Origin of the sequence: Shewanella baltica (genome assembly GCF_900456975.1) — a bacterium.
Classification (GTDB): domain Bacteria; phylum Pseudomonadota; class Gammaproteobacteria; order Enterobacterales; family Shewanellaceae; genus Shewanella; species Shewanella baltica.
Window position 1 is genome coordinate 344,632 of sequence record NZ_UGYM01000002.1, and the last position, 17,845, is coordinate 362,476.

Consider the following 17,845-nt stretch of genomic DNA (forward strand, 5'->3'; position numbering starts at 1 on the left):
GCGCTGATAGGTGGAGCTTGTTTTATAATTATACTTCTGTTTTATAAGAAGATTTTCGTCTCTATTTTGGACATCGGCTTTGCCATCAGCCTGACTCTTAACTCTGTAAGTATCGCCTATTAATCTGATTCGCTAAATTTTAGACATAAAAAAACCAGATCCTAGGATCTGGTTTTTTGTGAATTGATGCTTATCGAATCAATCCTGTTGCTAATGCGAGTGTCGCTTAGCGGGCAATTAGCCTTCTAAGTTACCGCAAAAGCGATAGCCTTCACCGTGAATAGTCGCGATGATTTCTGGCGTATCTGGCAAGCTTTCGAAATGCTTGCGGATACGACGGATAGTCACGTCTACAGTACGATCGTGTGGCTTAAGTTCACGGCCAGTCATTTTCATCAGTAGATCAGCACGAGTCAAAATTTTGCCTGGGTTTTCAACAAAGTGCAGCATAGCGCGGAATTCGCTACGTGGCAGTTTGTAAGATTCACCCTGTGGGCTCACTAATGAACGGCTGTTGATCTCTAAGCTCCAATCGTTGAAGCGATAGTATTCTACTGAGCTCTTTTCTTCGACTTCGGCACCAGCGCTGTTGACGCGAGTCAGAAGGTTACGAGCACGAATCGTCAATTCACGTGGGTTGAACGGCTTGGTAATATAATCGTCCGCGCCAATTTCAAGTCCAAGGATTTTGTCGACTTCGTTGTCACGACCTGTCAGGAAGATCAGACCGATGTTGTTGATTTCACGTAGTTCACGTGCCAACAACAGGCCATTCTTGCCTGGCAAGTTAATGTCCATAACGACCAAGTTAATTTTGTTTTCCTGCATAGCCTTATGCATTTCTGCGCCATCATTGGCCTCAGTTACCACATACCCTTCTGCCTCGAAAATACTTCTCAGCGTGTTACGGGTAACGGCTTCATCTTCAACGATCAGAATGTGCGGATTTTGCATATTATTTACCTAAATTTTAATCAGTTTATACTAACCAATAAGAGCAACTTACTTCGGGCTCTTATATTCATAAAAGCGTTGATACTTCCTTGAACTGCTTTGTGCTCAAAAGGAAAATCTTTACGGTGACATCTATATCTGGATGTAGATTAAGTGCACGTTTAAGTGTAATACGAGAAAACGTAATCAGTACCAACTTCGATAAGCAATAGTTAGAATAAGTTCCTTAACTATTGTTTTTTTTAAATGTTTAAAAGACAAATCAAATGTAGAACACATTTTAAACAGATGCCCGGTCAGTTCACGTTACTTAAAGCGATATATGTAACAAACTGTATTGAACGATAAGCATCTTGCTCAATCTGTTTCAACTCACCAGTACGTACATTGTACTCGTTTTAGTCATTTGTTAACAAATGAAATGTTAACAAATTTTAGGTGAGTCGAGGTTTTTACCATGATATTTACTTTAGCTATTGATTAGTATAACTAATGTATTTGCGATTCCTGTGAGCCAGTTCACGCCTCTTTGGATTTTACAATCACTCTGCTACACTAGCCTGGGTTCATTTTTCGATTAGACTACCAATGGACAATACGACTCAAGATTTGTGGCAATGTTACCAAGCGCCGTTATTTTTGCTGACTCAAGCATTATCCTGTGATTTTTCCTTTGCTGTTATTACCGCTCATAATCCCGCTTCAAAGCTGCTTTCTCCCAGTCAAAACCGTTTACTCGATCGCCAACTTCTCCGTGAAATTGAATTACTCGGCAGTCCCTATCGTGCTTTAGTGGGCGCGGCGCCGGATTTATCCCACATGGAAAAAAGCTGGGCCGTGTTTATCGATAGAACGATGGCGCTGCAATTGGGGAAGAAATTTAATCAATACGCGATTTATGTGGTCGAACAAGGGGATGTGAGCTTAGTGCCTTGCACCTTGGCCGGACATGATGAAGTGTGTTTAGGCAAATTTAGTGATTATGTGCAGCTGGTATACGAGTTACCCGATTTAAGCACTTAGTTGTTTTCAAAAGATTTTATTTAAATTATTCATTTGTTATGAAATTAGCATTGACTTCATTAGGGGTTTATTGCTATTTTTTTCGTCCCTTTCCCTAGGAAAGGAACAGAAGAGGAGCGTTAACTAGGTAGTCGGTCAGAGGAGCACAAACTCCAGCGATGACTGATGAGGGAGATTAACGCCGAGGCATAGATATGGTTGCTGCATGTTTATGTCGGTCGCTCAGGCTGAATCCTGACGATTGTCACCTGTAATTGGTGGAGAGCTTCTGGTGACGATTGCTGTTTCCCTTCTTTTGGGGTGCGTTATCATTGAGCACCAGGCTCTTCGAACGAAGTCAGTTCGGAGTGTGATCATGTTAGTTAATCAATATCTTATTCAATCTGCATTTATTTGTTGCCCTACGTGTTTCACGGAGGTGCGCTAATGTCCCTCGTTGTCGCAAAATTTGGTGGCACCTCAGTCGCCGACTATAACGCTATGAATCGCTGTGCCGACATAGTGTTAGCTAATCCTCATTGTCGTTTAGTCGTGGTCAGCGCATCGAGTGGCGTGACCAATCTGTTAGTTGAATTGACGCAAGAATCCATCAACGACGATGGTCGATTACAGCGATTAAAACAAATTGCCCAAATTCAATATGCGATTTTAGATAAGCTCGGTCGTCCTAACGATGTGGCCGCCGCATTAGATAAATTATTGAGTCGCATGTCAGTATTGAGTGACGCGCTCGCATCACAACGCAGCAAAGCGACCATGGATGAGTTGTTGTCCCTCGGTGAGCAATGTTCTTCGGCGTTGTTTTCAGCAGTCATCCGCGAGAAAGGTGTTAACTCTAGTGCCTTCGATGTGCGTCGAGTATTACGTACCGACAGCCATTTTGGCCGCGCGGAACCCCAGGTTGAGCAGATTGCGACTTTAGCTCGTGATTATCTACAGCCACTGTTAGCGGAACAAGTGATTGTCACACAAGGCTTTATCGGTGCCGATGAAGCAGGTCAAACGACCACATTAGGCCGCGGTGGTAGTGATTATTCTGCAGCCCTGTTAGCCGAAGCGTTACGCGCCTCAGCGGTCGAGATTTGGACCGATGTAGCGGGGATTTATACAACCGATCCGCGTCTTGCGCCCAATGCTTTTCCGATTGCCGAGATCAGCTTTAATGAAGCCGCCGAGATGGCGACCTTTGGTGCCAAGGTATTGCATCCTGCGACCATTCTTCCTGCTGTTCGTCAACAAATTCAAGTGTTTGTTGGTTCAAGTAAAGAGCCTGAAAAGGGCGGGACTTGGATCCGTCATCAAGTGGAAGATGCGCCCGTATTCCGCGCTGTGGCTTTGCGCCGCGATCAAACCCTGTTAAATCTTCACAGCTTGCAAATGTTGCATGCGCAGGGCTTTTTAGCGGAAACCTTTGCGACATTGGCGCGACATAAGATCAGTGTGGATTTAATTACCACCTCAGAAGTGAACGTGTCTCTAACCCTCGATAAAACCGGTTCAGATTCTAGCGGTCAAGGTCTGTTGAGTGAGGCATTGTTGCAAGAATTATCACAGCATTGCCGGGTGCGCGTCGAAGATGGATTAGCCTTAGTGGCGATTATCGGTAACCGCATTGCGACCACGCCGGGTATTTGTCGCCGTGTGTTTGAAGTGTTAGAACCACACAATGTGCGGATGATTTGCCAAGGCGCCAGCCCACATAATCTGTGTGTGTTAGTGGCAGAATCGGAAGCGGCACAAGTGGTGAAATCGCTGCATCAAAATCTGTTCGAAGGCGCTTAATATGCTGCCGACAACATCGTCTCTGCAAATTGGCGAGCTTGCCGCAGGGCAAGCGCTTACCTTGCCTATTTACCATTTTAAGCCGAGCGACGATAAGGCGACTGGCCCCAAAGTGTATATTCAGGCCAATGTCCACGGCGCTGAAGTGCAAGGTAATGCGGTGATTTATCAGTTGATGAAGCAGCTTGAACTCTGTGACATCCGCGGTGAAATCACCTTAGTGCCATTGGCGAATCCACTCGGGATCAACCAAAAAAGTGGTGAGTTTACCCTCGGCCGATTTGACCCTATTACAGGCGCGAATTGGAATCGTGAGTATTTGAATCATGCAATCGATTTGCCGACTTGGTATAGCGAACATGCCAAGCTCAGTGATAACGAGCTGATCCAAGCTTATCGCAGTACTTTGGTTGAAGCCTGTCAGCAAAAGTTGCGGCATGAGTGGGGCATTACTACTGGCCATAGACTCGCGGTTAATCTGCAGATTATGGCCCACAGCGCGGATATAGTGCTCGATCTGCACACAGGTCCTAAGTCTTGTAAGCACTTGTATTGTCCTGAATATGACTTAGCTGCTGCGCAGTTTTTGTCGATCCCTTATACGCTTGTTATCCCCAACACCTTTGGTGGTGCCATGGATGAGGCGGCGTTTTGTCCTTGGTGGCAATTAAGTGATTTTGCAAAAGCGCAGGGGCGAGATTTAGCCGTTGCTGTGTCAGCGTTAACCTTAGAATTGGCGAGCCAAGAGCGCGTCTGTCTTGAGGATGCGTTGGTTGATGCCCAAGGGATTTTGGCGTATTTAAGTCACCGCGGCGTGATCGCTGAAACCGTTGCGCCCGCTAAAATGCAGCGCTTTGGTTGTTACCTTAAGGACTATAAAAAGTATCACGCGCCAAGTTCAGGGTTAGTGGAGTACCGCGCGCCAGTGGGTGAACCACTGGCTGCGGGACAGCCCTTAGTCAATTTACTGCGTATGGATTTATACGGTACGGCAGATGAGCTAAAGACGGTCCGTTTGCCGCAGGACTGCGTGCCGATTTTGCACTTTGCTTCGGCGTCTGTGCACCAAGGAACAGAGCTTTATAAAGTCATGACTCATGTGTTTGAGTTGCCGACGACATAATCGCCAGCCTAGATCAAAAGCATTAGAGCATAACAATTAGTTTATAAGAATGAGAGAAGAAACAACGCCAATCCTAATCGATTGGCGTTGTTGTTTTTAAGGAGGCTATAACCACTTAAATCGATAAAACAGTGCCATCTGTAGGGCGACGAGTGAGATTAATATGCCGCAGAAGGTGGCGAAGGCCCAAGTGTTGTCGGCGCCCGGTATGCCGCCAATATTGACCCCGAGTAAGCCGGTTAAAAAGCCTAATGGTAAGAAAATTGCCGACACTAAGGATAAGAAATATAAGCGTTTATTGAGCTGTTCCGATTGTTGGCTGAGTAATTCTTCCTGAGTCACATTTGCCCTGTCGCGCAGGGCATCGAGATCTTCAATGGTGCGGATAAGCTTATCGTTTGTTTCCCTGAGTTTAAGTCGCTCCGAATCGTTAAACAGACTAACTTGCTCGGAAATCATTTTTGAAAAGGCTTCACGCTGGGGCGCTAAATAACGGCGAATGGCGACAGTTTGGCGGCGCAGTTCGGCGATATCGGTGCGTAAGTCTTTTACATTGCCAGAGACAACGAGCTCTTCTAAATCAGAGAGTTGTTCTTCTAACTTATCGATGAACTCGACTTTACGGTTAGTGAGTCGCTCGCAGACAGCGACGATAAAGTCACCCGTAGTTGCAGGCCCATTGCCCTCAAGGATCAACTCGGCGACATCTTTGACCGACTGTAACTCGCGATCGCAGGTGGATATGATCCGCTGTTTATCGGCATAAATACGCACGGCCACCATGTCTTCGGGAGCCGAATTGGGGTTGAGGTTGACGCCGCGTAACGCGAGCAATATGCCTTCGCCGGCGATAACGGCGCGGGGGCGAGTATCTTGGGCGAGTAGGGCATCACTCTCGACCTTCGGCAGGCCGCTATTGAGTATCCAGTGGCGCGCCTTTTTATTGCGATAGCGAAGATGCAACCAGAGTAGGCCATCCTGCGGGTTCCATTTTTCAATTTGCTCTAGGCTTAAGGTAGAACCCGCTTGGGCGCCACTCAGCACTAAGCTGTAGATAAATCCTTCGTGCATATCGCATTCCATATCTCTTTCAAAATCATATAAACAAGCTAACTGATTTTGTCATGAAAATGAAGTCAGTACTCGTGCTTAACGGATAAGAGGCCAACGCCAATAGAGTTAAATCGGCTGTGCTGCGTGGGGCGAGCAACTTCGGCAAGGATAGGTTAAAATTAGCATTAGTAGGCTTAGAGCAAAGAGACAATAAAATGGAATACGAATTTCGGCGTAACAGTTTAACCGGCACTTTTCTGGCCAGCTTTAGCATGGATCATGAAGTGCTGGGGCAGTGGTTTACAGAAGAATTGGGGCCAGACTTAGCCAAAATTCAGCAAGTGTTGGGCATGATTAAAGACATTCAAACCGATAAACGCGGTGCATGGCGCCTCGTTGGTAATGATTTTACCTTAGAGTTAGAGCGTGAACAGGCGCGGGTGTTTGCGAATACCTTAGGTTTTGAGCAAGAGTATGAGTTAGAAGAGGCTATGTCACTCTATGATGCTGAGTCTGAGGCCTATTGTGGCTTAGAGGACTTTGAGCAGGCGCTACTGAGTTGGCAGCAGTTTGTCGAGAAAGGTCTGTAATCATCCATTTAAGTCCAGTTCGATTAAAAACATAAAGGCAATCATAGGATTGCCTTTATTGTTTGCGCGATACCTCGCTAAACTCAGGGATTACTGATTAAGGTAGCGTACCGCCATTTCGGTTCTCGACTTGGCATTAGCTTTACGCAGTAGGTTTTTCACATGCACTTTGACTGTGCCTTCACTAATGTGTAAATGCTCTGAAATCATCCGATTACTTAAGCCTTCCGCCAGTTGCTCAAGAATTTGTAGCTCCCTTGGCGTCAAGCTCGAAATCCATTCTTGCTCATCGGTCGCATCTTTAAGCTCGTAGAGGTATTCCTCCACTTCATCGCTAATAACTCTGTGGCCAAGCATGGCATTTTTGAGCTTTTCGAGCAGTAAATCGGGCTCAGTATCTTTGAGCAAATAGCCGTCGGCTCCTGCGCGTAATAAGCGGATCACATCCTGTTTGGCATCGGAAACTGTGAGTATCACTATGCGCGAGGTGACGCCCTCTTGGCGCATGGCATTGAGAGTATCTAGGCCAGTCATGCCTTTCATATTCAGATCGAGCAAAATGATGTCGGGTTCATCGGTGGCGACAGCGGTTAATGCGTCTAAACCGCCACCAGCTTCACCAAAAAGGCTGAAATCAGGATCTGAGGCAATGAGCTGGCAGATGCCTTTGCGTAACAGGGGATGGTCATCGACCACAAGTACGGAATAAGGTTTACCCATTTGAAGGCTCCTGTTGAGAGGGGAAAATAAGTGTTACTCGAGTGCCACTTGAACCTTTGCTTTGCTGCGCAAGGTCGAATGAATGGTTAGGCTTGAGTGCATCGTCTTGTTTATTGCTTCCTTGCTCAATCGTGGTAGTCGTCGCTGCGTTAAATCGGCTTATTTCATTGTTGCTAAATACGACTTTACCTGAAAGTTTGCTGGCTCGCTCATGCATAATCCCTATGCCAAAGTGTTGATCTCGTTCTTTTAAGTGTCCAATACCTATGCCGTTATCACAAACATCGATATTGACCATGCCTTTATCATCTTTATAGCAATGGATATTGATGAGGCTGGCCTCGGCGTGTTTGATGGCGTTTAGAGTCGCTTCTCGCGTGATCTGCAGTATGTGAATATGCTGCTTTGCCTCTAACCATTGTGGTGCAAGTTTATAGTCTAAGGTGATCTTGATATTCGTCTTGGCTCTGAGCTGCTCGAGCATAGCCTCTAGGGCACTTTTTAGATCGGGTTCTTTAATTGTGAGTCTAAAGGTAGACAGCAATTCCCTGAGTTGCACGTAGGCTGTGCTCACGCCTTCGTTGATTTCGGTTAATTGCGCCTCAACGATCGGGCTGCGGCAACTGCAATCTAAGTTTTTGCGTAATAAGCTAATTTGGATTTTGAGGAAGGACAGCACTTGCCCTAAAGAGTCGTGTAGCTCCCGCGCGATCACGCCGCGTTCTTCCATTAGCGCCAGTTGTTGTCTTTGCTCCGTGGCGTTGTGGATCACGATTGACCGGGTCAACATAATCGCGAAATTATTAAATAGCGCGATATTCGGTGTTTGGTCGGCAATTAACTCTAAATAGCCTAAATTAGCCTGCTCAAATTGCAGTGGGAAGCGGGTACTCTCTTGAGTCATATCTGGCCAGCCGCCATCGGCCTCAATCACTTCAAGCTCTTGCTCTGGATACTGGATAATGAGCCTAAGGTAGTCGAGTGACTCATAGCCTTTTAACTGATTTAGTGCCGCTTTGAGCGCTTTGTAATCGAGCTTATTTGCGTTTAATGTCAGCAGGTTATCGTATAGAAATGCCAGCTCATTGTTGGCCCGAGTGAGTGCCAAGGTTTTCTCTGCCACCTGCGACTCTAAATCGCCATAAAGCATAGCGAGTTCCTTGGCGGTTTTTTGCAGGGCATGGGTGAGCGCTGTAAGTTCGATATATTCGGTTTCGGGCATTTCGATTTCAAAATTGCCCTTAGAAATAGTATTCGCCGATTCCATAAGCTTTTGCAGTGGGATTACCACTTTCTTCTTAGTAAAACGCACCGCCACAAAGGCGATAATGAGCATGACGCTTAAGCCTAATATTTGGCTGGCGGCGAGGAGCCTGAGTTTAAAGGCGGCGTGGTGCTCCATCTCCAATACCAGTAAATCTATGGTGTCGACAAAGTCCTTAAGTGACGCCACATAGTCGCGGGAGTTTTCTTGCTCTATGTAGTATTTCATCACCAGCCATTTATCGATCACGAGCTGATATTGATCGGCAATCTTACGTGGACTAAACCAACTATCTGAAGGCTTTAAGGTATCGGAATAGAGGGTGTTTTCGAATTCGATGATTTTATCGAGCGCAGCATCACTGCCAGAGTTGGCGTAAAACATCAATCGGTAGCTTTGCATCCGCAAAGAGCCCGAGGCGTTAATCGCCTTAGCGTCGCCCAAGCTGTAAGACAAATTGATGATAGCAAAGGTCGATAAACTGCTAGAAAGCAGAATGAGTACTAACATTAATCCTAAGATTTTTGAGGTTAGACTGCCTCGTTTCATTAATCCGCTATTCATTTTAATGGCCGCTGTTATGGCACTTTGCAGTGGTTTTTACATTAGAAAATAATGTAATACATTAACAAAAGTATAGAAGTGTGAACAACAACACCTTTACATTTTGATCTAGCGCAAACTTCGACCTAGATACCCCCTAAGAGGTATATGTTTAGCGGGATTAAGTCACTAAGTTTGACCATGGAGATGTCGTGATTTACAACAATAATGCAACACGGAGATGAGATGATGAAGAAGATGACAGGTAAGTCCTTTGCACTAAGTGCACTGGTTGCCGCCAGCTTCATGGCGGCGGGCGCAATGGCGAGTGATAAAACAGAGCCTCGTAACGAAGTTTATAAAGACAAATTTGCTAATCAATACGCCAGTTGGCATGACACAGATAAAAGCACTGAGAATACCGATGTGTTAGCCTCGGACCCGAGCTTAGTCGTGCTGTGGGCAGGTTATGGTTTTGCGAAAGATTACAACGCACCACGTGGCCACATGTATGCCATTACGGATGTGCGTAACACTCTGCGTACTGGCGCACCAGCCAACGCGGAAGATGGTCCAATGCCTATGGCTTGTTGGAGTTGTAAGAGCCCTGATGTACCTCGCTTAATTGAAGAGCAAGGTGAAGATGGTTACTTTAAAGGTAAATGGGCCAAGGGCGGCCCAGAAGTCGTCAATACTATAGGCTGTGGTGACTGCCATGAAAAAGGCACGCCAAAACTGCGTATCTCCCGTCCCTTTGCTGAACGTGGTATGGAAGCATTAGGCACACCCTTTGCCAAAGCGTCTAAAAAAGACAAGCAATCAATGGTCTGTGGTCAGTGCCACGTTGAATACTACTTCGAGAAAAAAGAAGGCAGAAAAGGTTTCGTTAAATTCCCTTGGGATATGGGCACAACCGTTGAGCAAATGGAAACCTATTACGACGGTATTGAGTTCTCCGACTGGACGCATGCGCTGTCTAAAACCCCTATGTTAAAAGCGCAGCACCCTGGCTATGAAACTTGGAAACTCGGTGTTCATGGTAAGAATGATGTGAGCTGTGTTGATTGCCACATGCCAAAAGTGACCAACGACAAAGGTCGTAAGTACACAGATCATAAAGTGGGTAACCCATTTGATCGTTTTGAAGAAACCTGCGCGACGTGCCACAGCCAAAGTAAAGAGTTCTTAGTCGGTCTGACCAACGAACGTAAAGCTAAAGTGAAAGAGCTAAAAGGCCGCGCCGAAGCGCAACTGGTGAAAGCGCACTTTGAAGCCGCTGCCGCTTGGAAAGCCGGTGCAACTGAAGCGGAAATGAAGCCCATTCTAACCGATATCCGTCATTCACAATGGCGTTGGGACTATGCGATTGCTTCACACGGCGCTGCTGCGCATGCCCCTGAAGAAGTCTTACGCATCCTAGGCACAGCGGTAGATAAAGCGGCAGATGCGCGGGTTAAATTAGCGCAACTGTTAGCGAAAAAAGGCATCACAGATCCTATCGCGATCCCAGATATTTCTACTAAAGCCAAGGCACAAGCCGCTTTAGGTATGGACATGGAAAAAATGAATGCAGAGAAAGAAGTATTTAAGAAAGACATGTTACCTAAGTGGGATGAAGAAGCGAAAAAACGCGAGGCCACTTATAAATAATACTTAAGTAGACTTCAAAATAATAAAAAGCTCCTATATAGGGTAATGCCGTTCACTTAAGAGTGAACGGCATTTTTCTTTGGTCTAACCGGAAACTTGTTTTTACTCATTTTAAGGACTCTTGGATAAGCCCTTTCCCGTTTACCATCCAACTTAAATTGCCGTGCATTGCGTTCTATATCCAATACGTCTCTCGGGACATTCCCCGGTGTTTGTGATGGCAGTTGTGTCAACTTGAAGATGATATAACTCGCCGCATCCCTAAAACTCAGTTGATTAGGATGGACCGATGGCAAGCTTTTAGCCATCAGCAACATCTTATATCTAATGAGATTATAGGCCAGTAGCACGCCCCACAACTCTTGAGTCACCAGCTCCGGTAGTTGACTGCGTAGCGTAAAACGACTCTCCAACAGATGTTGTTTCATCTCTCTGTAGCCCAGTTCGATTTCCCATCGATGGGCATATAAGTCGACGATGTCTTCGCTGGGGTAACGCATCGGGTCTGTCAACGAGGTCAAAATGGCGACTGACTTACCTTTCACTGTCTTAGTGAGTAAACGCGCTTCAAGGGTATCAGGGAGCTGCGGCCATTTCTTTCTGGCTTGAGGCGTGGTGGTGAGTTTCACCCACTGGTCATGTTTTCCCAATGTTCGAACCACCTCATATTGAGTGCCTTTCTTCAATGGCAACAACCAGTGGCTATCAGGTTGCGCTTGCTGCCAAGCATGTAACAGGCCGAGCGAGTAAAATCCTCGATCAAATAGGGTTAGGCTGTGATTGGGAATGCTAGGAATGAGCTGAGATGCTAAGTTCATTTCATTTTCGGCAACCGAATCAAAGGCGCTGTTGACCAACAAATGGCTGCTTAACTCCATCAAGCAAACCATGCGAATTTGCGGATAAGCCGCTTCGCCTGAAGCGTTTGCGGTGCGCGCAAAGGCGGCTTGATTTTGGACACTATCGGGTGTCCGCCACACTACACCGTCAACACCATACAAGTTAAGACCGCACCAATGAGGATGTTCAGCTCTCGCGTGCCAGGTATTAGCGCTGCGACTAAACACTTCTCGAATAACCTCGCTGCCCAATCGTTTTCGAGCCTGAGTCACGGCGCTGCGTGCAACATAATCAATCTCTTGCGGCAAAACAATGTCGAGTTTGTTGATGAGTGACCGAATAGATTCCCCTCGGAACAAAGCCATTCCGATAACGGCCCAAATCATCGCATCCATCGGCAATTTACGCCGTCTTAATGTCGCAACGCCCTGAGAGTCCAAACAAGATTGAATTAACTCAGGTTCTAACACATCAGCTAAGCAGGTGAATTCGGTTAGGCGGGTAATATGAGTGCGGGCGAGTGCTTCTGAGAGTTGCATAAAAAAATCCGATGACAAGAGGTCATCGGATTTTGATCTTTTCAGCGAGATCGTCAAGTGATCTGTCTTAACTGATCGGCATTACCTATATAGGGAGCTTTTTTATATCCTTTATTAAAGGATAAATATTAAATTTTTATTTCAATTATATATTTTTTGCATTAAGGTGTGCGCCGCTAGGAGAGCAGGTTCGTTTAAATATAAATTTAAATGGATATTAATGATAATGGAATAAGCAATACTGAGATTGTTTCTTCGTTATCTTCATCTTTTACTCCTAGCTTATAATCATATAAGGGAATACTTTGATGAAAAAAATTACCGCGCTAGCAATATTATTAGGTTTCGTAAGTGTTAATGCCGCTGCTGCACAAGATAATCCATATCAGCATGAAGCAGGCCTAAAATATAGCGCAAATTCTGAAGAGTTCAGCGATGGTCTGTGGAACGCGAATTATCGTTACTACATTAGCCCAGTTGACCAAACTAAAGGTCCTTATGCGCTTAATGGATTTTTAGCTCAAACGTCTAATGTTGGCGTTAATTACAGCAATTATGATGAATCAGATTTAGATACCATTGGTGTTGATGGCGCTTATGTATTTGCTTCTAAATGGTTTATTGCTGCTAACTATCAACGTTCTGAAATCGGCAGTTTTGACTGGAACACTTACGGTGCAGAAGTCGGTTATTACTTCAACGATAGCTCTGCAGTATCTGCTTTCTATAACGATGGCAGCGATAGCATCGAAGAGTCATACGGTTTAAAAGTGCGTAGCTTTATTGCACTGCAATCAACCACTGGTGTTGATTTGAGCGCAAACTGGACACATCAAGATTCTGACGACACATTCAATTTAGGTGCTGATTGGTATGTGACTAAGTCATGGTCTGTTGGTCTAGGCTATACCGATGATGGTCATGATGATACTTTCGTATTGAAAACCGCTTATTGGTTACGTCTGTCTGATAGCTTCTCTGCAAACTTTGAGTTAGCTAGAGAATTAGATTCAGATGCTGATGGTGTATTTATTGGTTTAGGTTTGACTGGTCGTTTCTAATTTAATTTTTGTAACGATTATTTAATATAAAGGTCACAAGTTAATGTGACCCTTATTCTTTTACTCTAAATGAATTTAAGACTATTTTATCAGTTTTAATAATGCCCTAAAGCGCTCGCCTTGGGCTTGATGTTGTAATTCAAATAATAGCGATTCCACGTTAGTTAATAAGGCGCCTCTGGTCGTCATCATCTGAATACCCAGTTGTTTATTATCGGCACTGCGTGACGAGACGCCATCTGCCACGAGATGCACCGAATATTGCTGTTCTATAAGGTCACAACAGGTTTGATAAACACACACATGGGTTTCAATGCCCGCCAGTATGACGTGTTTACGATTTGTCTTAGTGAGTGCCTGCGCAAACTCTTCACAGTGCCAACCGCTAAAATGTTGCTTGGCAATGGGGGAGCCGGTTTTCTCCAGTAAGGTTTGAAGCCCTGGACTGGTTGCTCCGAGTTTATCGGGTAGCTGTTCTAACCACAGTATGGGTATTTCAAATAATTGTGCACCTTGGATTAAGGTCTGTAGTTGTTGGTGCAGCTTGTCACTGTTATCCATGATTTGTGCAAGTTTTCCCTGCACATCGACGATAACGAGAACACATTCTTCGGGTTTTAACATCGGGCCTTCCTTCTGCGCTTGATGATTGTCTTAGTGATGATCTTCGCTTTTGTCTAAGAGCTTGTGCTGTGATGCTCAGGTTTCATCTCGATTTACGCTTCCCCCAGTAGACCCCAATTTAACCTTGTTACCAATAGGCCTAAGGTCGAATAGCTGCTGCACTTAAACTGCTCACTAAAAGAGTGCGTTGCACTTGTTTGTGCTCGATTATGGTGCATTTTTAACCTTTAAAAATAACATTTTTTAGTTAAAGTTTAAAATAATCAGTAAGTTAAATTGTTGGCCTAATGATTGAATTAACTTTGATACAAGTTAATAACAATCGCGTTTTTTTGGAGGTCAGGATGAAACTAGTCAGCGCTATCATCAAGCCATTTAAGTTGGATGATGTCCGTGAAGCTATCGCCGGAATAGGTATTGAAGGCATGACGGTGACCGAAGTTAAAGGTTTTGGCCGTCAAAAAGGGCACACAGAGCTGTATCGTGGCGCCGAGTATCAGGTGGATTTTTTGCCAAAAGTAAAACTAGAAATTGCCACTAAGGCTGAAAATCTCGACATGTTGATTGAGGCCATTACCACTGCGGCCCATACGGGGAAAATTGGCGACGGTAAGATCTTCGTCGTCGACTTAGAACAAGCTATCCGTATCCGTACGGGTGAACTCGATACAGAAGCGCTATAAGGGGCTGACAATGGAAGAATTAACAAAATTAGGCGGCACAGTCACTGAACTACGCTTTGCACTCGATACCTTTTACTTTTTGATTTCTGGTGCGTTAGTTATGTGGATGGCGGCGGGATTCGCCATGTTAGAAGCGGGTTTAGTTCGCTCTAAAAACACCACTGAAATTTTAACTAAGAACGTTGTTTTGTACGCGATTGCCTGTGTGATGTATCTGCTGGTTGGCTACAACATCATGTATGTGGATAACACTGAAGGGGGTTGGTTGCCATCGATTGGTACCTTAATCGGTTCTCAATCATCAGATGCGAGCCATGCATTAGAATCTGACTTCTTCTTCCAAGTGGTGTTTGTGGCAACGGCGATGTCAATTGTCTCTGGCGCTGTGGCGGAACGGATGAAGTTATGGGCTTTCCTGTTCTTCTCTGTGGTGATGACAGCGGTTATCTATCCAGTAGAAGGGTATTGGACTTGGGGCCAAGGTTTTATCTCTAAACTGGGCTTTGTGGACTTTGCCGGTAGCGGTATTGTGCACATGACAGGTGCGACGGCGGCGATTGCGGGTGTGTTGTTGCTCGGTGCGCGTAAGGGTAAATATGGCCCTAACGGTCAAGTGAATCCTATCCCTGGCTCTAATTTGCCGATGGCAACCTTAGGTATGTTTATTCTGTGGATGGGCTGGTTTGGCTTCAACGGTGGCTCGCAATTAATGGTGTCGGATGCGGCGAATGCGAGCTCAGTGGCAAAAGTGTTTGTTAATACCAATACTGCGGCGGCATTCGGTGCTATCTCTGCGCTTATCGTGTGTAAGATGATTTGGGGTAAAGCGGATTTAACCATGATACTCAACGGTATTTTGGCGGGTTTAGTGGCGATTACTGCAGATCCTCTTTCACCTTCACTGCTAATGGCGGGTGTGATTGGCTTAGTTGCGGGCGGCGTGGTGGTGTTCTCGATTGTGGGCTTAGATCGCATTAAGATTGACGATCCAGTGGGCGCGATTTCAGTACACGGCGTGGCTGGCTTCCTTGGTCTAATGTGTGTGCCATTATCCAACGCTGATGCGACTATTACTGGGCAGTTGACCGGTGCAGCCTTCATCTTTACTTGGGTATTCTGTTCATCCTTTGTGGTTTGGTATGTGATTAAGAAAACCATGGGGATCCGTGTGACAGAGGAAGAAGAATACAATGGTATGGATGCGTCTGATTGCGGTATCGATGCGTATCCAGAGTTTGTTACGGTTAAAAATGCTGGCTAAGTAAACTGGCGAATTAATTGTGATTCAACTTGATGCCTAGCGTGGATCGAGGGATAGTAAAGCAGAGCTTAGGCTCTGCTTTTTATATGGGTCATCGCAATGGTTGAAGCTCAATTAGTTTAAGGGGGAAGGCATAAGTCGGTTGCCGAGTATTACTGTTTCCTTGCAGCATTATTTACCTGCACCATTTACTGCACGAATAAAGGAGTGAACTATGAGTTTAAATGCCACAGCTGTCGGTCAATTTACGCGACTCAGTCTTATCGTCATTTCTGGCTTGATATCAGTATCTGCCTTAGCAGGAGAAGTCATAGTTAACCGCTCGAGTGAGTCTGTCGATGCCTTTGCTGTGCGCGATCAAGTGCTCAAGGATTTTGAGTGGCAGGAGTCGCTGCGTCGTCAGCAGCAGATCCAAATTCTGCAGGCTTTACCTTTAGGTTGTATTACTGTGATGAAGCCCTATCGCTATTTCACCTGTGGGGAACATAACTATCGGCCGTACAATTACCAGCAGCGCGAGTTATACATAGAGGTTGATCGACCTTCGCAGTAGCTAACTTGCTAAATCACTTACCGTTATTTTTTAACGATAGCGATTGTCATTTTTTGTAACCATTTTATGTCGTCTTTTTCGCCATTTGTAATAAGCTCAAATAGGAGCTAATGGTGTGGGAGGACATATGTCGAAACTATTCCGAGCCGTATACCTGAGTGCCATCATGGGCACTGCACTCAGTCAGTTGTTTGCCTGTAGCTCGACGACCATCGAGCCTGATCCGTCTGATCTTGAGTCGCTACTTGCCGATTCACTGTTTTCCCCTGTCGCCGATATTCCTTCAGTTGCGGATATTTTTTATTTGCCGCCAGAGGTGGTGACAGACGTAAAGCGTAGCTATGACAAATACACTTTTTCCCACAATAACGCCATGTTAGCCAACGAATGGTTAGCCAGTTATATCAATGCCAGTCAAACCAATAGCGCTAAAATTGATTTTCGCTATCAAGATAACCTGACCCAAATTGCCCGTGAAACCTACGCCCAAAGGGCGGGGAATTGCATGTCCTTAGTGGTAATGACTTCTGCGCTGGCGGACATATTGAATGTGGGCGCTGAGTATCAAGATATCGCTATTGAACCCGTATGGGACAAGCAAGGGGATTTCTATTTAATCAATGGTCATGTGAACTTACGCTTACTTCCGCCCGAGAATTTGCATTCAGTCTATGTGTCATCTTCGGCAATCTTAGTGGACTTTATGCCTGAGCGCGCCCTACGAGGATATGGTAAGACCCGAGTGAATAAGCAGACCTTAATCAGCATGTTTTACAACAACATGGCGGCAGAGTCTTTAGTGAATGGCGATTTAGACAGAGCCTATGCCCTCATCAAAGCGGGTTTAAACGTCGGTCAGTTTGTGCCCTCACTCAATACGCTCGCCATCATTTATCGGCATAAAGGGGATGAGAAACGGGCCGAACAGGTGTATCGCTATGCCCTTAAATTTGAATCGAAAAATTTAACCACGCTTTATAACTTAGCTTTGATTTTAGGGGATCAGGGGCGGCTTGATGAGTGGGCCGAAATCAATAAAGTACTTGAATTAGCAAGAATACATAATCCCTATTACTACTATGATATGGCGCAGCAAGCCTTTGATGAGCATCAATACGACGAGGCTTTGGCTTGGTATCAAAGGGCGTTGGCTAAGGCCGATTATCGGCATGAATTCTTCTTCGGTTTATCAAAAACCTACTGGGCGCTGGGGGATGAAAAACGTGCCAAACTGAATATGGAAAAAGCGCTAGCTTTGAGCCGCGATGATTCAGAGCGTCACCGTTATCAGAACAAGTTACAAGTCATGCTGCACCATTAGTATTGGCTAGCTCTTTAGCATCCAGTTCTCTTACATAGAGAGCTGGCATCAATTGCACTCATTCAAGCGTTTAGTCGTTAACACCTTAGCTGACAGGCATGGATAGCTCACTCATACTTGCCGCAAGCATTTCCCGCCTGCTTTTTATCCGCCATATTCGATTTTGTTCATCAAGGCTGTGAGTTAGCTGGCATATTTGAATTTTAATTTTTTTTAAATATATTAAAACAATAAGTTATATTTGATTTTTTGAAATGGAGA

General features: G+C 45.2%; 16 protein-coding genes and 1 riboswitch. Of the genes, 10 read left to right on the plus strand and 6 right to left on the minus strand.

What is annotated here, in order from left to right; translation table 11 throughout:
* Positions 1–237 precede the first annotated feature (237 nt).
* A complete protein-coding gene (gene arcA, locus DYH48_RS01545) occupies positions 238–954 on the minus strand; it encodes a two-component system response regulator ArcA (RefSeq protein ID WP_006080127.1) in 717 nt (238 codons plus the stop codon).
* Between the two features lie 588 nt (positions 955–1,542).
* Here arcA and DYH48_RS01550 point away from each other — a divergent pair.
* From DYH48_RS01550 to DYH48_RS01560, 3 genes are all read left to right on the plus strand, one after another.
* Positions 1,543–1,977 carry a DUF3293 domain-containing protein gene (locus tag DYH48_RS01550; protein ID WP_006084167.1) on the plus strand — a complete coding sequence of 145 codons (435 nt, stop codon included), beginning with the start codon at positions 1,543–1,545 and terminating at the stop codon, positions 1,975–1,977.
* Between the two features lie 101 nt (positions 1,978–2,078).
* Positions 2,079–2,253, plus strand: a riboswitch (Lysine riboswitch).
* A gap of 150 nt (positions 2,254–2,403) precedes the next feature.
* On the plus strand, positions 2,404–3,759 hold the full coding sequence (gene lysC, locus DYH48_RS01555; RefSeq protein ID WP_063881752.1) for a lysine-sensitive aspartokinase 3: 1,356 nt from the start codon (positions 2,404–2,406) through the stop codon (positions 3,757–3,759).
* A 1-nt stretch (position 3,760) separates the two neighbouring features.
* Positions 3,761–4,882, plus strand: a complete 1,122-nt coding sequence (locus tag DYH48_RS01560) for a succinylglutamate desuccinylase/aspartoacylase family protein (protein ID WP_115333866.1) — start codon at positions 3,761–3,763, stop codon at positions 4,880–4,882.
* Positions 4,883–4,987: 105 nt separating this feature from the next.
* Here DYH48_RS01560 and DYH48_RS01565 read toward each other — a convergent pair whose 3' ends face one another.
* Complete coding sequence (locus tag DYH48_RS01565) at positions 4,988–5,953, minus strand: zinc transporter ZntB (protein WP_115333867.1); 966 nt, start codon at positions 5,951–5,953, stop codon at positions 4,988–4,990.
* 197 nt (positions 5,954–6,150) lie between these two features.
* Between DYH48_RS01565 and DYH48_RS01570 the strand changes: the two genes are divergently transcribed.
* Entirely contained in the window at positions 6,151–6,525 is a 375-nt protein-coding gene (locus DYH48_RS01570; protein WP_041411501.1) for a YacL family protein, read from the plus strand.
* A 90-nt stretch (positions 6,526–6,615) separates the two neighbouring features.
* Here DYH48_RS01570 and DYH48_RS01575 read toward each other — a convergent pair whose 3' ends face one another.
* Together DYH48_RS01575 and narQ are read right to left on the minus strand one after the other, a co-directional pair.
* On the minus strand, positions 6,616–7,245 hold the full coding sequence (locus DYH48_RS01575) for a response regulator (RefSeq protein ID WP_006084162.1): 630 nt from the start codon (positions 7,243–7,245) through the stop codon (positions 6,616–6,618).
* Positions 7,238–9,073: a nitrate/nitrite two-component system sensor histidine kinase NarQ gene (gene narQ / locus DYH48_RS01580; RefSeq protein ID WP_006084161.1), complete on the minus strand. Its 1,836-nt coding sequence runs from the start codon at positions 9,071–9,073 to the stop codon at positions 7,238–7,240. The genes DYH48_RS01575 and narQ overlap by 8 nt, the downstream gene beginning before the upstream one ends.
* Before the next feature lie 225 nt (positions 9,074–9,298).
* On the opposite strand from narQ, the gene nrfA reads away from it, so the two are divergent.
* Positions 9,299–10,702 (plus strand): ammonia-forming nitrite reductase cytochrome c552 subunit, encoded by a 1,404-nt coding sequence (gene nrfA, locus DYH48_RS01585; protein WP_115333868.1) that lies wholly within the window; start codon positions 9,299–9,301, stop codon positions 10,700–10,702.
* Positions 10,703–10,758: 56 nt separating this feature from the next.
* Here nrfA and DYH48_RS01590 read toward each other — a convergent pair whose 3' ends face one another.
* Positions 10,759–12,081 (minus strand): IS4-like element ISSba6 family transposase, encoded by a 1,323-nt coding sequence (locus DYH48_RS01590; RefSeq protein WP_115333869.1) that lies wholly within the window; start codon positions 12,079–12,081, stop codon positions 10,759–10,761.
* 308 nt (positions 12,082–12,389) lie between these two features.
* On the opposite strand from DYH48_RS01590, the gene DYH48_RS01595 reads away from it, so the two are divergent.
* A complete protein-coding gene (locus tag DYH48_RS01595; RefSeq protein ID WP_115333870.1) occupies positions 12,390–13,142 on the plus strand; it encodes a putative porin in 753 nt (250 codons plus the stop codon).
* 81 nt (positions 13,143–13,223) lie between these two features.
* Here the strand turns inward: DYH48_RS01595 and DYH48_RS01600 are convergent, their stop codons facing one another.
* Complete coding sequence (locus DYH48_RS01600; RefSeq protein ID WP_115333871.1) at positions 13,224–13,766, minus strand: hydrolase; 543 nt, start codon at positions 13,764–13,766, stop codon at positions 13,224–13,226.
* A gap of 344 nt (positions 13,767–14,110) precedes the next feature.
* Between DYH48_RS01600 and DYH48_RS01605 the strand changes: the two genes are divergently transcribed.
* The 4 genes from DYH48_RS01605 to DYH48_RS01620 all read left to right on the plus strand — a co-directional run bounded on the left by DYH48_RS01605 (position 14,111) and on the right by DYH48_RS01620 (position 17,584).
* Positions 14,111–14,449, plus strand: a complete 339-nt coding sequence (locus DYH48_RS01605; RefSeq protein WP_006080143.1) for a P-II family nitrogen regulator — start codon at positions 14,111–14,113, stop codon at positions 14,447–14,449.
* 10 nt (positions 14,450–14,459) lie between these two features.
* Entirely contained in the window at positions 14,460–15,710 is a 1,251-nt protein-coding gene (locus tag DYH48_RS01610) for an ammonium transporter (RefSeq protein ID WP_006080145.1), read from the plus strand.
* A 214-nt stretch (positions 15,711–15,924) separates the two neighbouring features.
* Complete coding sequence (locus DYH48_RS01615) at positions 15,925–16,263, plus strand: hypothetical protein (protein ID WP_115333872.1); 339 nt, start codon at positions 15,925–15,927, stop codon at positions 16,261–16,263.
* Between the two features lie 127 nt (positions 16,264–16,390).
* On the plus strand, positions 16,391–17,584 hold the full coding sequence (locus tag DYH48_RS01620) for a tetratricopeptide repeat protein (protein WP_115333873.1): 1,194 nt from the start codon (positions 16,391–16,393) through the stop codon (positions 17,582–17,584).
* Positions 17,585–17,845 lie beyond the last annotated feature (261 nt).